Annotated in this window: 13 protein-coding genes; 5 read left to right on the plus strand and 8 right to left on the minus strand. The window is 60.8% G+C overall.

The features are described from left to right. Positions 1-84 precede the first annotated feature (84 nt). The 3 genes from DES53_RS00065 to DES53_RS00070 form a co-directional block, all read right to left on the minus strand. Positions 85-981 (minus strand): SMP-30/gluconolactonase/LRE family protein, encoded by an 897-nt coding sequence (locus DES53_RS00065; protein WP_170156746.1) that lies wholly within the window; start codon positions 979-981, stop codon positions 85-87. Next, positions 978-1,325: a hypothetical protein gene (locus DES53_RS32335; RefSeq protein ID WP_147263099.1), complete on the minus strand. Its 348-nt coding sequence runs from the start codon at positions 1,323-1,325 to the stop codon at positions 978-980. The genes DES53_RS00065 and DES53_RS32335 overlap by 4 nt, the downstream gene beginning before the upstream one ends. A gap of 128 nt (positions 1,326-1,453) precedes the next feature. Continuing rightward, positions 1,454-2,329, minus strand: coding sequence for an alpha/beta hydrolase (locus DES53_RS00070; RefSeq protein WP_113956172.1), 876 nt, complete (start codon positions 2,327-2,329; stop codon positions 1,454-1,456). A 287-nt stretch (positions 2,330-2,616) separates the two neighbouring features. Here DES53_RS00070 and DES53_RS00075 point away from each other — a divergent pair, with 287 nt between their 5' ends. After that, entirely contained in the window at positions 2,617-2,922 is a 306-nt protein-coding gene (locus tag DES53_RS00075) for a helix-turn-helix domain-containing protein (protein ID WP_113956173.1), read from the plus strand. Between the two features lie 18 nt (positions 2,923-2,940). Here DES53_RS00075 and DES53_RS00080 read toward each other — a convergent pair whose 3' ends face one another. After that, a complete protein-coding gene (locus DES53_RS00080; RefSeq protein WP_113956174.1) occupies positions 2,941-3,888 on the minus strand; it encodes an alpha/beta hydrolase in 948 nt (315 codons plus the stop codon). A gap of 299 nt (positions 3,889-4,187) precedes the next feature. Here DES53_RS00080 and DES53_RS00085 point away from each other — a divergent pair, with 299 nt between their 5' ends. Then, complete coding sequence (locus DES53_RS00085; RefSeq protein WP_113956175.1) at positions 4,188-5,042, plus strand: GYF domain-containing protein; 855 nt, start codon at positions 4,188-4,190, stop codon at positions 5,040-5,042. Between the two features lie 20 nt (positions 5,043-5,062). Then, entirely contained in the window at positions 5,063-5,632 is a 570-nt protein-coding gene (locus tag DES53_RS00090) for a DUF4190 domain-containing protein (RefSeq protein WP_113956176.1), read from the plus strand. A gap of 250 nt (positions 5,633-5,882) precedes the next feature. Here the strand turns inward: DES53_RS00090 and DES53_RS00095 are convergent, their stop codons facing one another. From DES53_RS00095 to DES53_RS00105, 3 genes are all read right to left on the minus strand, one after another. Continuing rightward, a complete protein-coding gene (locus DES53_RS00095) occupies positions 5,883-8,429 on the minus strand; it encodes a tetratricopeptide repeat protein (protein WP_113956177.1) in 2,547 nt (848 codons plus the stop codon). A gap of 12 nt (positions 8,430-8,441) precedes the next feature. Further along, positions 8,442-8,915 (minus strand): ExbD/TolR family protein, encoded by a 474-nt coding sequence (locus DES53_RS00100; protein ID WP_113956178.1) that lies wholly within the window; start codon positions 8,913-8,915, stop codon positions 8,442-8,444. A 64-nt stretch (positions 8,916-8,979) separates the two neighbouring features. Further along, entirely contained in the window at positions 8,980-9,834 is an 855-nt protein-coding gene (locus DES53_RS00105; RefSeq protein ID WP_113956179.1) for a MotA/TolQ/ExbB proton channel family protein, read from the minus strand. A 296-nt stretch (positions 9,835-10,130) separates the two neighbouring features. Here DES53_RS00105 and DES53_RS00110 point away from each other — a divergent pair, with 296 nt between their 5' ends. After that, on the plus strand, positions 10,131-11,891 hold the full coding sequence (locus DES53_RS00110) for a UvrB/UvrC motif-containing protein (protein WP_113957134.1): 1,761 nt from the start codon (positions 10,131-10,133) through the stop codon (positions 11,889-11,891). A 652-nt stretch (positions 11,892-12,543) separates the two neighbouring features. On the opposite strand, the gene DES53_RS00115 is transcribed toward DES53_RS00110, so the two are convergent. Then, positions 12,544-13,770 (minus strand): porin, encoded by a 1,227-nt coding sequence (locus DES53_RS00115; RefSeq protein ID WP_170156747.1) that lies wholly within the window; start codon positions 13,768-13,770, stop codon positions 12,544-12,546. A 254-nt stretch (positions 13,771-14,024) separates the two neighbouring features. On the opposite strand from DES53_RS00115, the gene sorA reads away from it, so the two are divergent. Beyond that, entirely contained in the window at positions 14,025-15,209 is a 1,185-nt protein-coding gene (sorA, locus tag DES53_RS00120; protein WP_245958057.1) for a SorA family sulfite dehydrogenase catalytic subunit, read from the plus strand. The last annotated feature ends 15 nt before the right edge of the window (positions 15,210-15,224 follow it).

Consider the following 15,224-nt stretch of genomic DNA (forward strand, 5'->3'; position numbering starts at 1 on the left):
ACCTCACGAAGGCCCTATGAATTTCATTGAGCTCTTGAGCACGCCAGAGCGCCGCACTGTCCTACCGTCCCACCGTCGAACTGCTTACTGCTGCACCGGCTTCTGCCACGCGCCCTGGGTCTGCGTCTTGCGCTTGAAGATGCGATCTCCGGCGCAGACGAAGAGCCACTCATGATTGGGGCCAGCGAATTCCACGCTCACTATCTTGGCGCCCTGGAAGGGGAGGGCGACAGTTCCCGAGTGGCGCCCCGTGGCGTCGAACACCTGGATGCCCAGTTCCGAGGTCACATAGTAGCGGCCAGCTGCGTCCGTGGTGCTGCCATCGCCCAGTGCTTCACCTTTGGCGTTGTTGGGGGAGACCTGCATCGTCATGTTGGGTGCGCCACCCACGAGTTTCCCATCAGGCTGAATCTGCCAGCTCCACACGTTCTTGCCGCCGTGCTCGGAGACGGCGAGTGTGGTCTGGTCTGCTGACAAGGTGATGCCATTCGGCCGCAGCACATGGCCTTCATCTGCCACAAAGGTCTTCCCATCCGGTGCGATGCCGTGAATGCGCTTCGTGCCAGTCTCGGTGAAGTACACAAAGCCCTTCTTGGTGACGATGAGGTCATTCGGCTTCACGTCCTTCATGAGTTCCTTCACCGTGCCGTCTTTCTCAAAGACGACCACGCGCGAGGCCTTGTTCTGGCAGGCGTAGATGCGTCCATCTGGGCCGAGTGCGAGGCCGCTGATGCCGGGTTGCTCATCGATCATGAGCGTCACCTTGCCGTCGAGTCCCAGCTTGTAGATGCCCTTGCCCACACGCACATCCGTGAAGAGAAGACTGCCGTCTTCCGTGGCACAGAGACCATCGGTGAAGGTTTGGCCGGTCACGGCTTCTTTCCAATCTTCACCCTCGATGAGGATGGCATGCGTGGAGGTGTCTTGAGCGGTGACGTTCCCGACAATGGCGAGGGCGAGGAGGGCGATGATCGATCTCATGATTTCGTGGGTTGCTTTAACATCTCTTTTCTGGCGAGCACAAAGGCATCTGTGGCCTGTTGTTCTCTGGTCTCCTGTCGGCGAATCCATGCTTCCGCTCCCCAGGTCATCAATGCCAGAAAGGAAAAGGTTGGCATCATGAGGAGAGAAAGCACGTATGCCAAATTGCTTGGAACGAGATAGAGCATCGCTCCGATGCCGGCGAAAACGAAATGCAGACCTGAAGCGGGAAAGCGAAGCTTGCTGGCAAGTGCCAGAACTACCCAGTGCAGAGGAATGAAGAGGATGAACCCGACCAAACCCAGCACGAAACAGCCCAGGGCTTCCCAGCCTTCGTCATTCATGGGCACATGATCTGGAGATGCGAACCAGGCGTCTCGCACAGAGAAGACCACCCCCAACACAAGCAGCACTGCCTGCAATGCAAACGGTGGGAAGGCGATCCTTGAGAGCATGGAGACTTGCTGGATGTCTACTTCCTCGCATCTCCCCACAGCCACTTCATGGCCTCGGGAAAGATGGCGCCGCCGTGCTTTGAATTGTGCTGGCCATCGCCGAGCTCAAACTTCACGTCGTACTTCATGTACGTGAGCGCGGCATACATCATCTTGTTTGCCAGTGGCCAGTTGCCGTAGGGATTGTCGAGATCGTTCTCACCGTCCTGCAGGTAGATGCGGATGGGCTTCCGCTCATGCACGCGAATGAGGTAGGGATACGCGTGGCCACCTGCGAGATCCACGTAGCTGCCGATGGTGGAGAAGACTTTGCGGAACTTGTCCGGCCGTTCCCACGCCACCGTGAAGGCACAGATGGCGCCGCTGCTCGCGCCGCCGATGGCCCAGCCTTCCGGATTCTCCGTGAGCTTGTAATCCTTCTGCACCTGGGGCAGCACTTCCTCCAGCAGGAAGCGCGTGTAGGCATTCCCCAGCGTGTTGTACTCCTTGCCGCGATTACTCACGCGCCAGGCATTCTCAGGTTTGTAGCTTCCGTTGTGTCCTGGATTGATGAAGACACCAATCGTCACCGGCATGTCTCCGCTGGCGATGAGGTTGTCGAACACAACCGGCACGCGCCAGTTCCCGGTGGTCTTCACGTAGTCATGTCCGTCCTGAAACACCATGAGGTTTGCAGGTTTCTCGGGCGTGTATTGCGCGGGAACATAGATCCACCAGTCGCGCGTGGTGCCCGGGAAAACCTTCGAGTCTGCGATGGGTGTCATGGCAATCACCTTGCCCTTGGGCACAGAGGGATTTTCCTGGGAGAGGGGACCCAGCTTGTAGTCGTCCATGGCGGACGCGCTGACGCAAAGGACGAGTGCGAAAAACGAAGTGAGCAATGACGGACGCATGGTGGAGTGATGGGACAGGGCAACGAGTCGTGCGATGGGAATGTTTCGTAGTGGGGGACGGAATCGCCTGTTTGGGAAATGACCAGCTACCCGGATGGCGGCGCGCTTCCTTGGGGAGCCTGCGCCTGCGCCACGGCTTCCCGGCATGGGGCACCGCACGTCCTTGCTGACGCAAATGACACAAACGTGCGCATGCAGCATACAATCCGACACGCGACGATAAGGAATGATCCGTGCGCTGGCGCGGATCGTGCAGGCTCCTTGTTTGCAAAAATCCCCCCGAATTCATGTCTCGTAAGACCCCCACCTTCAATCTACTCATCGATCGCTACCGACCACAACTGGAACGCCTGGCCACCGGCGCGCAGGGAATGCAAAAGGTCGTGCCGCAGGCGCGTGCGATGCTGTTGATTTCCCATGGACTCACCTGGAAGCAGGTGGCGCAGGCAACTGGCCTCAGTGTCTGCCGGGTGGAGCATTTCCGCCGGCGCTTCGTCTGCCTCGGACCTCCCGGCTTGATTGATGCAGAGCCGCTGAAGCGCACGGTGCCACGTCGTGGAGCTCGTGAGGATCAGCGGCAGAGAGCCGCGTAGCGCCAGGAAGAGCAGAGACTACTTCGCCGCATCGCGCCAGATCCAGCGCAGCGTTTCCGGCAGGAGCATCGCACCATGCTTGCCATTGTGCGTGCCTTCGCCGAGTTCGAACATGTAGTCCCAGCCTGCGAACTTCAATGCCGCAGCCATGTCCTGGTTTGCCAGCGGCCAGTTGCCAAACTGGTTGTCGAGGTCGTTCTTCCCATCCTGCAGGAACACACGGATGGCGCGGCGCTTTTCCAGCAGGGCCTTCTGCTCAGGGGTCGTGTAGGTGCCACCGGAAACCTTGAGTGCGGTTTTGCGAATGAGAGCCGGGTAGATGTATCCGCCGCGGATGTTGGTGAAGCTGCCGATGTGGCTCACCACCTTGCTGAAGGCCTCGGGCCTTTCCCATGCCACCGTGAAGGCGCAGATGCCGCCGCTGCTGTTCCCGCAGATGGCACGCTCTTCCGCCTTGTCCGTCAGCTTGTACTTCTTCGCGACCTCGGGAAGGATCTCCTCAAGCAGGAATCTGGCGTAGGTGCCATCGGGTGTATCATACTCAAAGCTGCGATTGCTGCGCGGCTTCCCATTGTCCAGCTGCGTGGGAAAGCTTCCGGGGCTGATGAAGATGCCGATAGTCACCGGCATCTGTTTCGAATGGATGAGATTGTCGAATGCCCAGATGGCATTGTGCGGGCCGGCAAACTTGGGGTCCTCCGGCTTCGCCTTGCCACCATCTTGAAACACCATCACCGCAGCGGGATTGCTGCCATCATACTGGGCGGGCACATAGATCCACCAGTCGCGCACCGTGCCCTCGTAGATTTTTGACTGCCACGGTTCCATGGCCACCACCTTGCCGTGGGGCACGCCTTCCTTGGGAAGGGAATCCGGCGTCAGCACATACTGGTCATCCTGCGGAGCAGCGAACAAGTGGGAGGAGGTGAGACAAAGGGCCAGTGAGGCGACGCGGATGAGGTGCATGAATGGAGATGAAAAAAATTGGAAATCCACAACGGTCCTTTCATCGGGAGTCTTGCGCTCAACTGATTTCCCAAGATGAGCGCAGGTCAGCAGGCTCCCTTGAATCCTCGCTGAGCGTTGGCACAAGAGGAACGGAGAGTGAGGAGATGGGAACAAGGAGGGACAGGTAATGGAGAGGAGCCCGGCCATGACGCTGGTGCTCAGCAGGAGTCGCCGCGGTGCATGCGTGTAGTCTTTCGCCGTACGAAGCAGTCCGTTCTTTACTTGACCTCCATGTCGTAAAAACCTAGCCTCGCGCGATGCAGTACCACGTCTCGCGAAATGGCCATCAGCTGGGGAAAGTATCAGAGGCGGATCTGAGGGCTGGCTTCGCTGAGGGACATTTCCTCGCCACCGATTTGGTGTGGCGCGATGGCATGGCGCAGTGGACACCGCTGGGCGAAGTGTTGAAGACTCCCGCAACGGGGCCGTCCCTGGTGAAGTCGGGCTCGAGTTCAGGAGCGCCCGCGATCCGCGCTGCTTCTGCTACCGGCAACAATACGCTGCCGGCGGGTGCTGCGCCCGCCTCGGGGCTGGCTCTGACCTCGTTGATATCCGGCATCACGTCGATTGTGCTCTGCGGCCTTGGTGGCATTGCCACACTGACCGCCATCATCACCGGGCACATGGCCCTTTCGCGGATCAACAAGGCCGGGGGCATTTCCCCCCGCAAGGGCATGGCCGTGACCGGACTGATTCTGGGTTATGTGTCCATTGTCACCGCCATCTTTGGCATCGCGATTACCGCTTCCATGGCTATTCCTGTGTTCGCGAAGATTCAGGAGAAGGGAATCATCACGAAGCAGATCAGCCTTGCCAGACAGGCGCAGGTGGCCTGTCAGATCTACGCTGCGGATAATGGCGGGAAGTATCCTGCGACTTTGGAGGAGCTGGTCGGGCAGGGCATTCTGACTCCGGAAATCATGAAAGAGCTGGACTCCCTCAAGCCGCCCGGCTGGGTCGGTGAGCCTGGGTTTGAATACCTTGGTGAAGGGAAGAACGACACGGCACTGGCGGAAACGGAAATCCTGGTGAGCCGCGCAGAGTCCCGGCGAGGGGAAAGAATCGTGGGTCGCCATGACGGCAGTGTCATGCTGGAGAAACGAGACGAGTAAGTCACCCGCGCGCGTTTTCCATGCAGTACCACGTCGGCAGAGATGGCCAGCAGTTCGGCCAGTTCACGGAAGAAGAGATTCGCCAGGGACTGGAGGGCGGTCGTTTCCTGCCTTCGGACCTGGTATGGCGTGATGGCATGCCGCAGTGGAAGCCCTTGATTGAAGTCTTTGGCTTTGCAGCAGCTGCGGCGCTCAGTGCTCCGATGGTGTCATCTCATCCAGCAGGGGTGCCGGTGACGGGTGGCTATCCTCAACCGCCCAACTACCAGAATGTCGGCGTCGGCATCATGCCCATGTCCGGCATGTGCGTTGCCAGCATGGTGCTGGGCATCATCTCCCTGATTTCTTTTCTCGGATGTCCGGTGGCGGTCATCCTCGGCGTCCCCGGTGTCATATGCGGACACATGGGTCTGGCTGAGATTCGTCGCTCAGGCAACAACATGCAGGGCCGGGGCATGGGCATCGCCGGCCTGATCATGAACTACCTCGCGATCGCGCTTGGCGTAGCCGTCACGTTGTTCGTGGTCGTCGTGATTGGCATTGGAGCCACGAGCGCGGCAGCCGGGGGTGCGGTGCCATCTCCTCCGTGAAGGGGACCTGCTGAGGAGCGGCCCATTCAACGAGACCGCAACGCGTTGGGTAAGTTCGCGTTCAAAGACCTGTTTCCAACTCATCGTGGGATCACTCCACGACCCGAGCGCAGGTCAGAGCATCGGGGGCAGTGATGCTCGCTCTTGCCTGGCAAGACGCCTTTGCGCGAAGCGGTAACCTGCAACCTGTGGGCTGCGGTCGCCCTCGTGTTTCACTCTTCCACGTTCAATTCCTGCCCACCCACTCCGGCTACTTCGCCACGTTTTCTTTCGGCTTGTAGTCGGGGTACTTCGCCTTGAGCTGGTCGCGCAGGGCCTGGGCCTTCTCGGTCTCACCGATTTTCTCCAGCACGCGCGCGGCTTTGTAGGCGGCTTCCGGGGTGATCTCGGGGTCCACGAAGAACTGGCTGATGACGATGTAGTTTCCGGCGGAGTCCTTCCAGCTGGCCTTGGCCTTCTCCTCTTCGCCATTCTTGGAGTAGGCATCGCCCTGGGCATCTGCGATGTCGCCGCGCAGGATTTGCAGGCGGGCATTGAGCCTGCCTTCCTTCACCTTCTGCAGAGCCTCCCCCACGTGCTGCATGGCCAGGTCGAACTGACCGAGCTGCAGCAGTGCAGAGGCCTTGTACAGCAGCGCCTCTGCCCAGCCCGCGTTGTCGGCCGCTGTTTGTGCGAGGTAGTTGTCGAAGTATTTCACGGCGTCCTCGTACTTGCCGTTGTTGAGTTCTGCCCTGCCGAGGTAGTTCCACACGGGGGCATCCGTGTTCTTGGGTTCATCCGGCGTACTGGCCTTGTACAGGTAGCGGGCGCTGGCGCGGTAGTTGCCGCGTTCGAAGTAACGCTGGCCGAGGGTGCGCAGGATGGTCGGGGAAACGGAGGCATCCTTGCGGGATTCAAGGTAGGTATCCACTTCCTTCGCCAGACCATCGAGGTCCTCACGCGCTGCCTGGATGGCAATGAGGAGCTGGCTGGCCTTGTCCAGGTATTCATCCCGGTTGGCGGCAATCGCCTTGCGCAGTGGTTCCAGGCCCTTCTCGTAGAGGTTGCCCTCCTTCAGGTCGAAGTACCCGCGTCCGATGAAGTAGTAGGCCTCGGCTGCCGCGCCGGATTTGGGGAACTTGGCCACGAGCGCTTCGTAGTCCGCAATCATGCCCTTGATGTCGCGGGTCTGCATCTTGATGCGGGCGCTCTGGAAGAGGGCCATCTCCACCGCCGGGCTGTTGGGGTGCTGCTTGATGATGGTATTGAAATCAGCCAGCGCCCGCTCATTCGATCCCACCGCCTGGTAGGCCACGCCGCGTTGCGCGAGAGCCACCGGCACATTCGGGTCGTTCGGGTAGTCGTTGAGGAAAAGGCCCAGCGTATTGATGGCGTCATTGCTCTTCTTGGACTCCGCCTCGGCGAAGCCCTTCTTGTAGATCACGCTGCTGCGCACCTCCTTGGGCACGCGCTTCACATCCACGCCCACGAAGGCGTCTGCCGCCTTCTGGTAATCCTGGCGGGAGAACCACCAGTCGGCGCGAATCAGGCGCGCCATCATCAGGTAGTCATGCTTGGCGTACTTGGGCGCATAGCGCTCCTCGAAGCGTTCGGTGAAGAGGGGCAGGTCCTTGTCATCGAGCTGGAAGAAGCAGAGCAGCTTCTGGTATCCGGCTTCGAGGGACTCCGGCGTGTCCGGGTGATCCTTCTCCAGCAGGAGGAAGACCTCCACCGCCTGGCGGTACATCTGCTTCTTCTTGTAGGTGGTGCCCACAATGAGCAATTGCTTGGGCCGGAGTTCATCCGGGAGGAGCAGGGTGGAGTGCTTGGTGTAGGTCTCAATGACCGCATCCAGATTTCCGCTGACGTAGTTCGCCTGCATCGTGCCAAAGACCGCCATCGCCTTCAGTTCCGAGGGGAGGTCCTTGCTGGCCAGTGCCTTCTCAAATTGCTTGAGCGCCTCATCGCCCTTCTTCATGTCATTGAGGAGAAGTCCGTAGCGCACCATGGTCTCGGCCTGCGCCTTCTCGTCCTTGCTGCTATCGAGGATTTGCTTGTAGGCCGCGGCGGCTTCTTCCTTGCGCCCGGCCTGCACGGCGAGGGCGGCCACCTCTTGAAGCGAGATATCAATCTCCTTCTGCAGATTGGGATTCTTGGATGCCGCGACAATCTTGAAGCTCGCGAGCGCCTTGTCCGCCTGACCGGAGTATTTCAGGCTCAGACCTTTGTTAAAAGAGGCCGCCGTGCGCACTTCCGCATTCGTGGAGAGGCGCTCGGTGATTTCGAACCAGCTCGCTGCCTTCAGAAACTCGCGGGCTTCATACGCATACATACCGAGACGATAAGCAGCAGAGGAGCCGCTCTCCGTCCTGGGATGGTTCACCATCACCTCGTTGTAGGCGGCGATGGCCTCGTTGCGCTGGTTGGTCTTGCGCAGGCACTCCGCCAGGCGGAACCGTGCCTCGGCCACGTGGCGGCCATTGGGATACTGCTTCACATAGTCCGCGTAGGGCTTCAGCGCGATCTTGAAGTCCTGCTGGGTGAAGGCAAGCGTGGCGTAGTCGAAGAGGTCTTCATCCGGGCCAGCGGGCCGGTTCGGGTCCACGACCGGCTGGGCGCGTACGGGTGCGGGGGCCGGTGACGCACCATTTTCGTCCACCGGGACGGCTCTGGGAGCCGGAGGTTCCTCTACAGGGATGGCGCGGGGTGCCCGCTGTTGTGCCAGCGCCATGGTCGCCGGAAGGCCGAGTGCGGCCACCAGGCAAAGGGTCCATTGGCGGAGGTTGGGGTTCATCACCAGCCTTGTTGAAAATTCCATGAAGCGTTCGAATCAGTTCGTTGGTGCCGCAGGTACGGGCACCGATGCGGGAGCCGCGGGGGCACTCTCGTCTTCAGGTGGTCGGGTAGCAAAGGATACGTTCCAGATGCCGGCTTTTCGGCAGACATCCATGACTTTGATGGTGTGCTCGTAGGTGCTGCCCTTGTCCCCGCGGTAGATGACCGCCTGGTCCTTGTGCACGCTGGCAATGAGCTTCAGCTTGGCCAGCAGTTGCTCCTCCGTCATCGTCGCGCCTTCCACCACGATGCTGCCGTCCTTCTTCACATTCACCACGATTTCGCCCACCTGCTTGTCGTTGTTGATTTTGCCTTCTTCAGCAGCGGGCACCTTGATGTCCATCTCCGTCTCCCGCTGGGAGAGGTTCATCGTGATGATGAAGAACAGCAGCAGGAGCAGGAGCACGTCAATCAGCGGCGCGAGCTGCAGCGGAATGGGCTCGATTTTGCTGACATTACGAAACTTCATGGGGGAGAGGAAAGGATAGCGGAAAAAGGCGGAGCTGTGAAGCCGGCTGTTGCTTCACTTTTTCCTACATGGCTTCTCCGTGAGAGGCGGCCGGCATGCGGGATGCCACGGCACGGGCGGCACGCTTGTACTGGGCGGCGAGCAGGGCCATGAGATGCGTGCTGGCGGATTCCAGCTCGGAGACCAGACGTTGCGCTTTGCCACGCATGAAGGCGTAGATGATGAGCGCCGGAATGCCGATGATGAGGCCTGCCGCCGTGCAGTACAGCGCCTCATACACACCCGTGGCCACCCCGGCTGCCTGACCCCCTGCAAATTGCGTACTGGAGATCTGGTTGAAGGAAGTGATGAGGCCAAACACCGTCCCCAGCAGTCCCATCATGGGAGAGATGGAGCCCACGTCCCCGAGATAGGAGATGCGCTGGAGGATGAGGCTCGCCTGGCGGCTGCCCTCGGCCTCGGTCACCTCCCGCACTTCATCGAAGCTGGCGGTGGGATTCTTCGTGGCGAAGTCGAGCGCCTTTGCCGTCACCTTGGCCACGCACTCGTTGCGACGATTGCAGACTGCCAGCAGGCCGAGGTAGTCCTGCTTGCGGATGAGCGCGTCCGCCGAGTTCATGAAGGCATCGCTCACCACTGCATTCTGCCTGATGGTGAAGAGGTTGAAGAAGATGAGCATCAGGGTCACCAGGGACAGCACCACCATGGGCCAGAAGAGCAGGCCCATCTTGCGCTTCACCTCGCTGATGCCGTTCGCATCCCCATGGGCATGAGCCTGGGGAGCGCTCCCCGGAGGTGCCGCGCTGATGGTGGGGGCAGCGGCGGTGCCTCCGCCCGCAGGGGCAGTCTGGGCCGGAATCATGGCCGCAGCGCCGAAGACAAGCCATGCCGCGGTAACAATGAGAAGAAATGAGCGCATCGGGCGGGAAAGTAGGGGTTCGTGGGGGTTTTGCAAACCTTTCGGAGGAATGTAAAAAGCCGGGGGCTTGGGGGGAAGATGGGGAGACACGGAGGCACGGAGATAGGGCGATGCGGAGAGCTGGGCCCGCGCGCCGTCTGGCGCAGCGCAGTCAATCTCCGAGTCTCCCCCTCTCCCTATCTCCGTGTCTTCCTCAACACGCAGCACCCGTGCCGAAATGGGCTGTCTACGCGTACATTCTGAGTGTATTCTGCGTGCCGCAGAACGCTCGCTGCCCTCCCCCGCTCACCCGCTCCATGTCTCTCTCCCGGGAAAAGCCCGACCTCCAGAAGAAGCTGCACGACGTGCCGCACCAGCCCGGCGTGTACGTGATGCGCGACCGGCTGAACCGCCCCATCTACGTGGGGAAGGCCCGCGACCTGCGGAAGCGGCTCAGTAGCTACTTCGTCCCCTCCAATGTGCGCCGGGCCGACCTGAAGACGAAGGCGCTCATCGACAGCATCTGGGACTTCGAAATCCACCTGGTGCGCAACGAGGCGGAGTCGCTCCTGCTGGAAGGCCGCCTCATCAAGGACTTCCGCCCGCGCTACAACATCAGCTTCCGCGACGACAAGCGCTTCCTGCTGGTGAAGGTGCAGATGGCGGACCCCTTCCCCCGCTTCACCCTCACCCGGCTGAAGAAGGACGATGGCGCGCGGTACTTTGGCCCCTTCGCCCACAGCGGCGCGCTGCGCACCACGCTGAACTGGATGAACAAGCAGTTCGGCCTGCGCGTGTGCCGCCCCATGTCGCCGGATGAGAATGACTACCGGCACTGCAGCAATGACATCATCAAGAACTGCGCCGCCCCGTGCATTGGCCGCGTGAGTCCGGAGGAGTACCGCGCCCGCGTGGAGCAGGCCTGTGACTTCCTCGGGGGGAAGTCCCGCGACCTCGTTTCTGCGCTGGAGGAGGAAATGAAGAAGGCCGCGGAGCGACTCGACTTCGAGCGTGCCGCGGAGTTGCGCGACATGATTGAGGACTTCAAGAAGACACTCAAGCCCACTCGCAGCTTCGAGCGCGGCGCACGCGCCAAGGTGGTGAGCACCCTCGACCCCATGGCGGATGTGTCCGAGCTGCAGGAGTACCTGCGCCTCGACCGACCCCCGCTCGTGATGGAGTGCTTCGACATTGCGAACATCGGCACCGCCCACTGCGTGGCCAGCATGGTCCGCTTCAAGAACGGCGTGCCGGACAATGCGAACTACCGCCGCTACCGCATCCGCATCGTGAGCGGGCAGAACGACTTCGCCGCGATGAGCGAAGTGGTGCGCAGGCGGTATTCACGGATTCTGTTGGAAGGACGTGAGCGCATGGGCGCGGAAGAGGCGGACTTGAGTCAGGAAGACCCGCTGGAAGCGATGCGCAGGTTGGAGGAAGATGTGGCCGCGCAGGAAGAGGAAGATGCTTCCGAGGACGCAGATGCATTGACGGACAACGAAGGGGACGAGGCTTCAGACGTGTCCACCGAGTCCACTGCGTCGACTCAGTCCACGGACGCGCCCGAGAGCGCGAGCAAGCGGAGTCGCCGCAGCACCAACGCCAAGGGCAACGCCAGCGCCAAGACCAAGTTCGTGCGCCTGCCCGACCTCGTCATCATCGACGGCGGGAAAGGCCAGCTCTCCAGCGCCATGGAGGAACTCCAGCGCCTCGGCCTGCATGAGCTGCCCGTCGTGGGCCTCGCGAAGGAAGAAGAAGAAATCTACCGCCCCGGCGTCGACCAACCCCTGCGCATCCCCCACGACCGCGGTGCGTTGAAACTCCTGCAACGCATCCGCGACGAAGCTCACCGCTGGGCCAACGGCTACCACCAGCTCCTGCTCCGCAGACGTGTGGAGGAAAGTATTCTCGATGACTGCCCCGGCGTCAGCCAGACCAGGAAGGCGAATATCCTGCGCGTGTTCGGCTCCGTCGCCAGACTCCGCCGCGCCACCGTGGAAGAAGTCGCCAAGGTCCCCGGCATTGGGAAGGGTCTCGCGGAGGAGATAGTGCGGTTCTTGAAGGAGCGGGAGGGGTAGGAGCTGCCGGTGCGACGGTGAGCGTTGAGCAGTGCGACGGTGGGAGCTGCGGGTGGTGGGTGCAGGGGTTGGGAACGGAGGGAGTGGGTGTGGTTCCGTGCAGTGAGTTCAACACAGAGCCACAGAGCCACGGAGACGCAGAGGAACTTCGGAGACTGAGGACTGCGTGCGTGGAAACTCCAGGAGGTTAGGCGTCCTCGCCTGACAGTGGGCGTTAGGCGTCCCGCCTGACCATCTGTGGCGCTACCTCGCATGGCAGGATCAACCCATGCGTCAGCCCGCAGGGAACAGGTATGCCTCGTGCCCGAAAGGAGTGACATGTTTCCTGATACACCACGAACAACAACCGTCGCCCATGCCTGTGGTGGGCTCGAATCATGGCTGAGCGGGGTGTCATTCGTAGGGAGGCTTCTTTGCCCCTGCTGCCTCTGCTGCGGATGGCACGACGTCACGCAAAGGAGCGCGGCGTTTCTCTCATGCAGCACTCCATCCGTCAGGGCCGGAGGCCTGACGACCACTGTCAGGCGGGACGCCTAACCTCCAGCATCTCCCAACAACAAAGAAGGGCGTGGTGTTGCCACCACGCCCTTGTATTTGTTATTCCACCGACTGGTCCAACCAAAAACCAGCGCAGTAATTGTTGTTTTGTTCCTTAGAAGAACATGCGGAGACCGACCAGGCCGGTCCAACCGTCGTAATCGCCACCGTCGCCGCCGCCGTCCATGTTGTTGTACTCGACGCCCGTCATAAGCTTGAGCTTGTGGCCGTAGAGGTAGTAGTTCAGGCCGAGGTACACGGCGTTGTACTCTTCGCCGCGTCCACCGTCCGTGAGGTCGGAGGCAAGGCGCTCATAGCGGCTCTGAAGGCGGAGGCCGTCGTTGTCGCCATGGGCGTACTGGTAGCGCAGCACGAGCTGCAGGCTGTCTGCGATGAAGACCGCAGGGGTCACCATGAAACCCCACACATCACCCACGCTGCCGCGACCGGTCGCGCCAAGAAGGTCGGTGTAGACGCTCCAGCGGCCCTGCTCGATGTTCGAGTTGAGGGAGAAGGCGTGCTCATAGGAGGCAGGGCCTTCGGTGTTCTCTTCGGAGGAGCTGTACATGTAGTCGAATTTCACCAGCGCCTTCTCGGTGCCGATGGCGGATGCGAGGTCATAGCCCACGCTGGCCTGGATCACAGCACCACCGTCGAAGCCGCCGAACTCAGGATCGTATTCACCCGCGAAGCCGGCGATGGCATACACGAAGTTGTCGATCTTGCCGTTCGCCCAGATACCGGTGAGTTCCGCAGGGCGGATTTGGTTCACCAGCAGACCGCGCTCGAATACGAGGATTTCCTTGGAGGAGGTGAAGTATTCGTGCGTGAAGAACTTGGCCTTCGTCTTACCGACGCTGAGGTTGAACTTGTCGTTCGGAGCCCAGGTGAGGAAGAGGTCGTAGATGTCGCGGTAGAAGCCGTCACCCAGCTCAGGGTTCGCGCCTTCTTCCAGTTCGAAGTTCGGGTTCACGTCGATCTGACCTTCGAGCTTGAACTGACGAAGGATCTTCGACTTGAAGCCAAGGCGCCAGCGGCGCACTTCGATGTCACCCCAGCGCAATTCTTCCGGACGGTCGCCGCTGTCGAAGTCGCCCTGGTCGGAATCACCCCAGGCGTACTGGAGCTGGATACGACCCTGCAACGCGAACTCCTGGATATAGGGATTGTCCTCGTTCTTGTAGAGGGTGGCGAGGCCCCAAATCTTGTCATAGATGGAGCGGGTGTCTTCCTTCTGCACAGCGGCTTCCAGGTTCTTACCTGAGCTGGCGACCACTTCGCCGGCCTGAACGCTGGCGCAGAGACCCGCTGAGCACAGGATCGTTGCGATATTCAATTTCATGTGTGTGTGTGGAGTCGTTGAGTTTGTCTGTGCCAGACTGCGCATCCGCTGATTGGCACGCGCCCATGTTGCGTATTGGCTTAGCTTGGTCGAGCCGGGGTGTGTAACGATTCCGACACATCCCCAACGGTGAGAGGGGTGTGTTGTCTGGTGAGGCCGCGTTTCAAAAGCTTGCCCTTGCCCTGTCCAATCCGTAAGATTGTGACGATTCTGTAACTATGGAACATGCATTGCGACCCTCACGGCGGGAGTTTATGCGGCAGACTGCACTGGCTGTCGGCACACTCGCTGGTGTATCACACCTTCCTGCGGAGGAAACCATCACCCTTCCGTTTGAAAACGGCGAACGCCGCCTGGTGAAGTTTCCCCAGAAGCGCCCGCTCATCCTGCTCACGCAACGTCCGCCCCAGCTTGAGACACCTTTCTCGGTGTTTCGCGAAGGGGTGCTCACGCCGAATGACGCCTTCTTCGTCCGGTACCACCTGCAGAACATCCCGCGGAAGATTGATGTGAAGACCTTCCGCCTGGAGGTGAAGGGCCTGGTGAAATCTCCACTGGCACTTTCATTGGATGAACTCAAGACGCAGTTCGAGAACACGGAAGTCGTCGCGGTGAACCAGTGCTCCGGCAACAGCCGCGGCTTCTTCAAGCCACGCGTCGGCGGTGGCCAGCTCGCCCATGGCGCCATGGGAAATGCGCGCTGGCGCGGCGTCCGGCTCAAGGACGTGCTGAACAAGGCAGGCCTGCAGGAAGGTGCGAAGCAGGTGGTGTGCAACGGACTCGATACCGCACCACTCCCGCAGACGCCTGACTTCATCAAGGCGCTCGAGGTGGATCACGCACTCGATGGCGAAATCCTGCTGGCGTGGGAGATGAATGGCGAACCGCTGCCGCTGCTGAATGGCTATCCCTTGCGTCTCGTGGTGCCGGGATACTTCGGCACCTATTGGATCAAGCACCTCAATGAACTCACCGTGGTGAAGGATGCCTTCGATGGCTTCTTCATGGCGGCAGGGTATCGCATCCCCGCCACACCGGGTGGTTGTATTGAGCCGGGCACCACACCTGCGAGCACAGTGCCCATCACGCAGTTCACCATCCGCTCCTTCATCACCAGCCATGAAACAGGCGCGAAGGTGGAGAAGGGGAGGGCCATACAGCTCAGTGGCATCGCGTTTGATGCGGGCCGTGGCATCACGGATGTCACCGTGTCTGATGATGGCGGCAAGACGTGGCGCACCGCGGTCCTGGGCAAGGATCATGGACGCTATTCCTTCCGCCCCTGGACCTTCGACTGGGCGCCCTCGCAAAACGGCGAGGTGGAACTGAAGTGCCGCGCGACGAATCGCCTCGGCGAAACACAACCGCTGGAGCCACTCTGGAATCCTGCGGGCTACATGCGCAATGTCGTGGAGACCACCCGCGTGAGCGTGGGCTGAGTCCATCGCTCTGTT

It is taken from the genome of Roseimicrobium gellanilyticum, from assembly GCF_003315205.1.
Classification (GTDB): domain Bacteria; phylum Verrucomicrobiota; class Verrucomicrobiia; order Verrucomicrobiales; family Verrucomicrobiaceae; genus Roseimicrobium; species Roseimicrobium gellanilyticum.

Bases quoted from the DNA above. Each gene is read 5' to 3' on its own strand.
- DES53_RS00080 (WP_113956174.1), bottom strand. From the start codon at position 3,888: ATGCACCTCATCCGCGTCGCCTCACTGGCCCTTTGTCTCACCTCCTCC.
- DES53_RS00090 (WP_113956176.1), top strand. From the start codon at position 5,063: ATGCAGTACCACGTCGGCAGAGATGGCCAGCAGTTCGGCCAGTTCACG.
- DES53_RS00095 (WP_113956177.1), bottom strand. From the start codon at position 8,429: ATGGAATTTTCAACAAGGCTGGTGATGAACCCCAACCTCCGCCAATGG.
- DES53_RS00100 (WP_113956178.1), bottom strand. From the start codon at position 8,915: ATGAAGTTTCGTAATGTCAGCAAAATCGAGCCCATTCCGCTGCAGCTC.
- DES53_RS00105 (WP_113956179.1), bottom strand. From the start codon at position 9,834: ATGCGCTCATTTCTTCTCATTGTTACCGCGGCATGGCTTGTCTTCGGC.
- DES53_RS00075 (WP_113956173.1), top strand. From the start codon at position 2,617: ATGTCTCGTAAGACCCCCACCTTCAATCTACTCATCGATCGCTACCGA.
- DES53_RS00065 (WP_170156746.1), bottom strand. From the start codon at position 981: ATGAGATCGATCATCGCCCTCCTCGCCCTCGCCATTGTCGGGAACGTC.
- DES53_RS32335 (WP_147263099.1), bottom strand. From the start codon at position 1,325: ATGAATGACGAAGGCTGGGAAGCCCTGGGCTGTTTCGTGCTGGGTTTG.
- DES53_RS00115 (WP_170156747.1), bottom strand. From the start codon at position 13,770: ATGAAATTGAATATCGCAACGATCCTGTGCTCAGCGGGTCTCTGCGCC.
- DES53_RS00085 (WP_113956175.1), top strand. From the start codon at position 4,188: ATGCAGTACCACGTCTCGCGAAATGGCCATCAGCTGGGGAAAGTATCA.
- sorA (WP_245958057.1), top strand. From the start codon at position 14,025: ATGCGGCAGACTGCACTGGCTGTCGGCACACTCGCTGGTGTATCACAC.
- DES53_RS00070 (WP_113956172.1), bottom strand. From the start codon at position 2,329: ATGCGTCCGTCATTGCTCACTTCGTTTTTCGCACTCGTCCTTTGCGTC.
- DES53_RS00110 (WP_113957134.1), top strand. From the start codon at position 10,131: ATGTCTCTCTCCCGGGAAAAGCCCGACCTCCAGAAGAAGCTGCACGAC.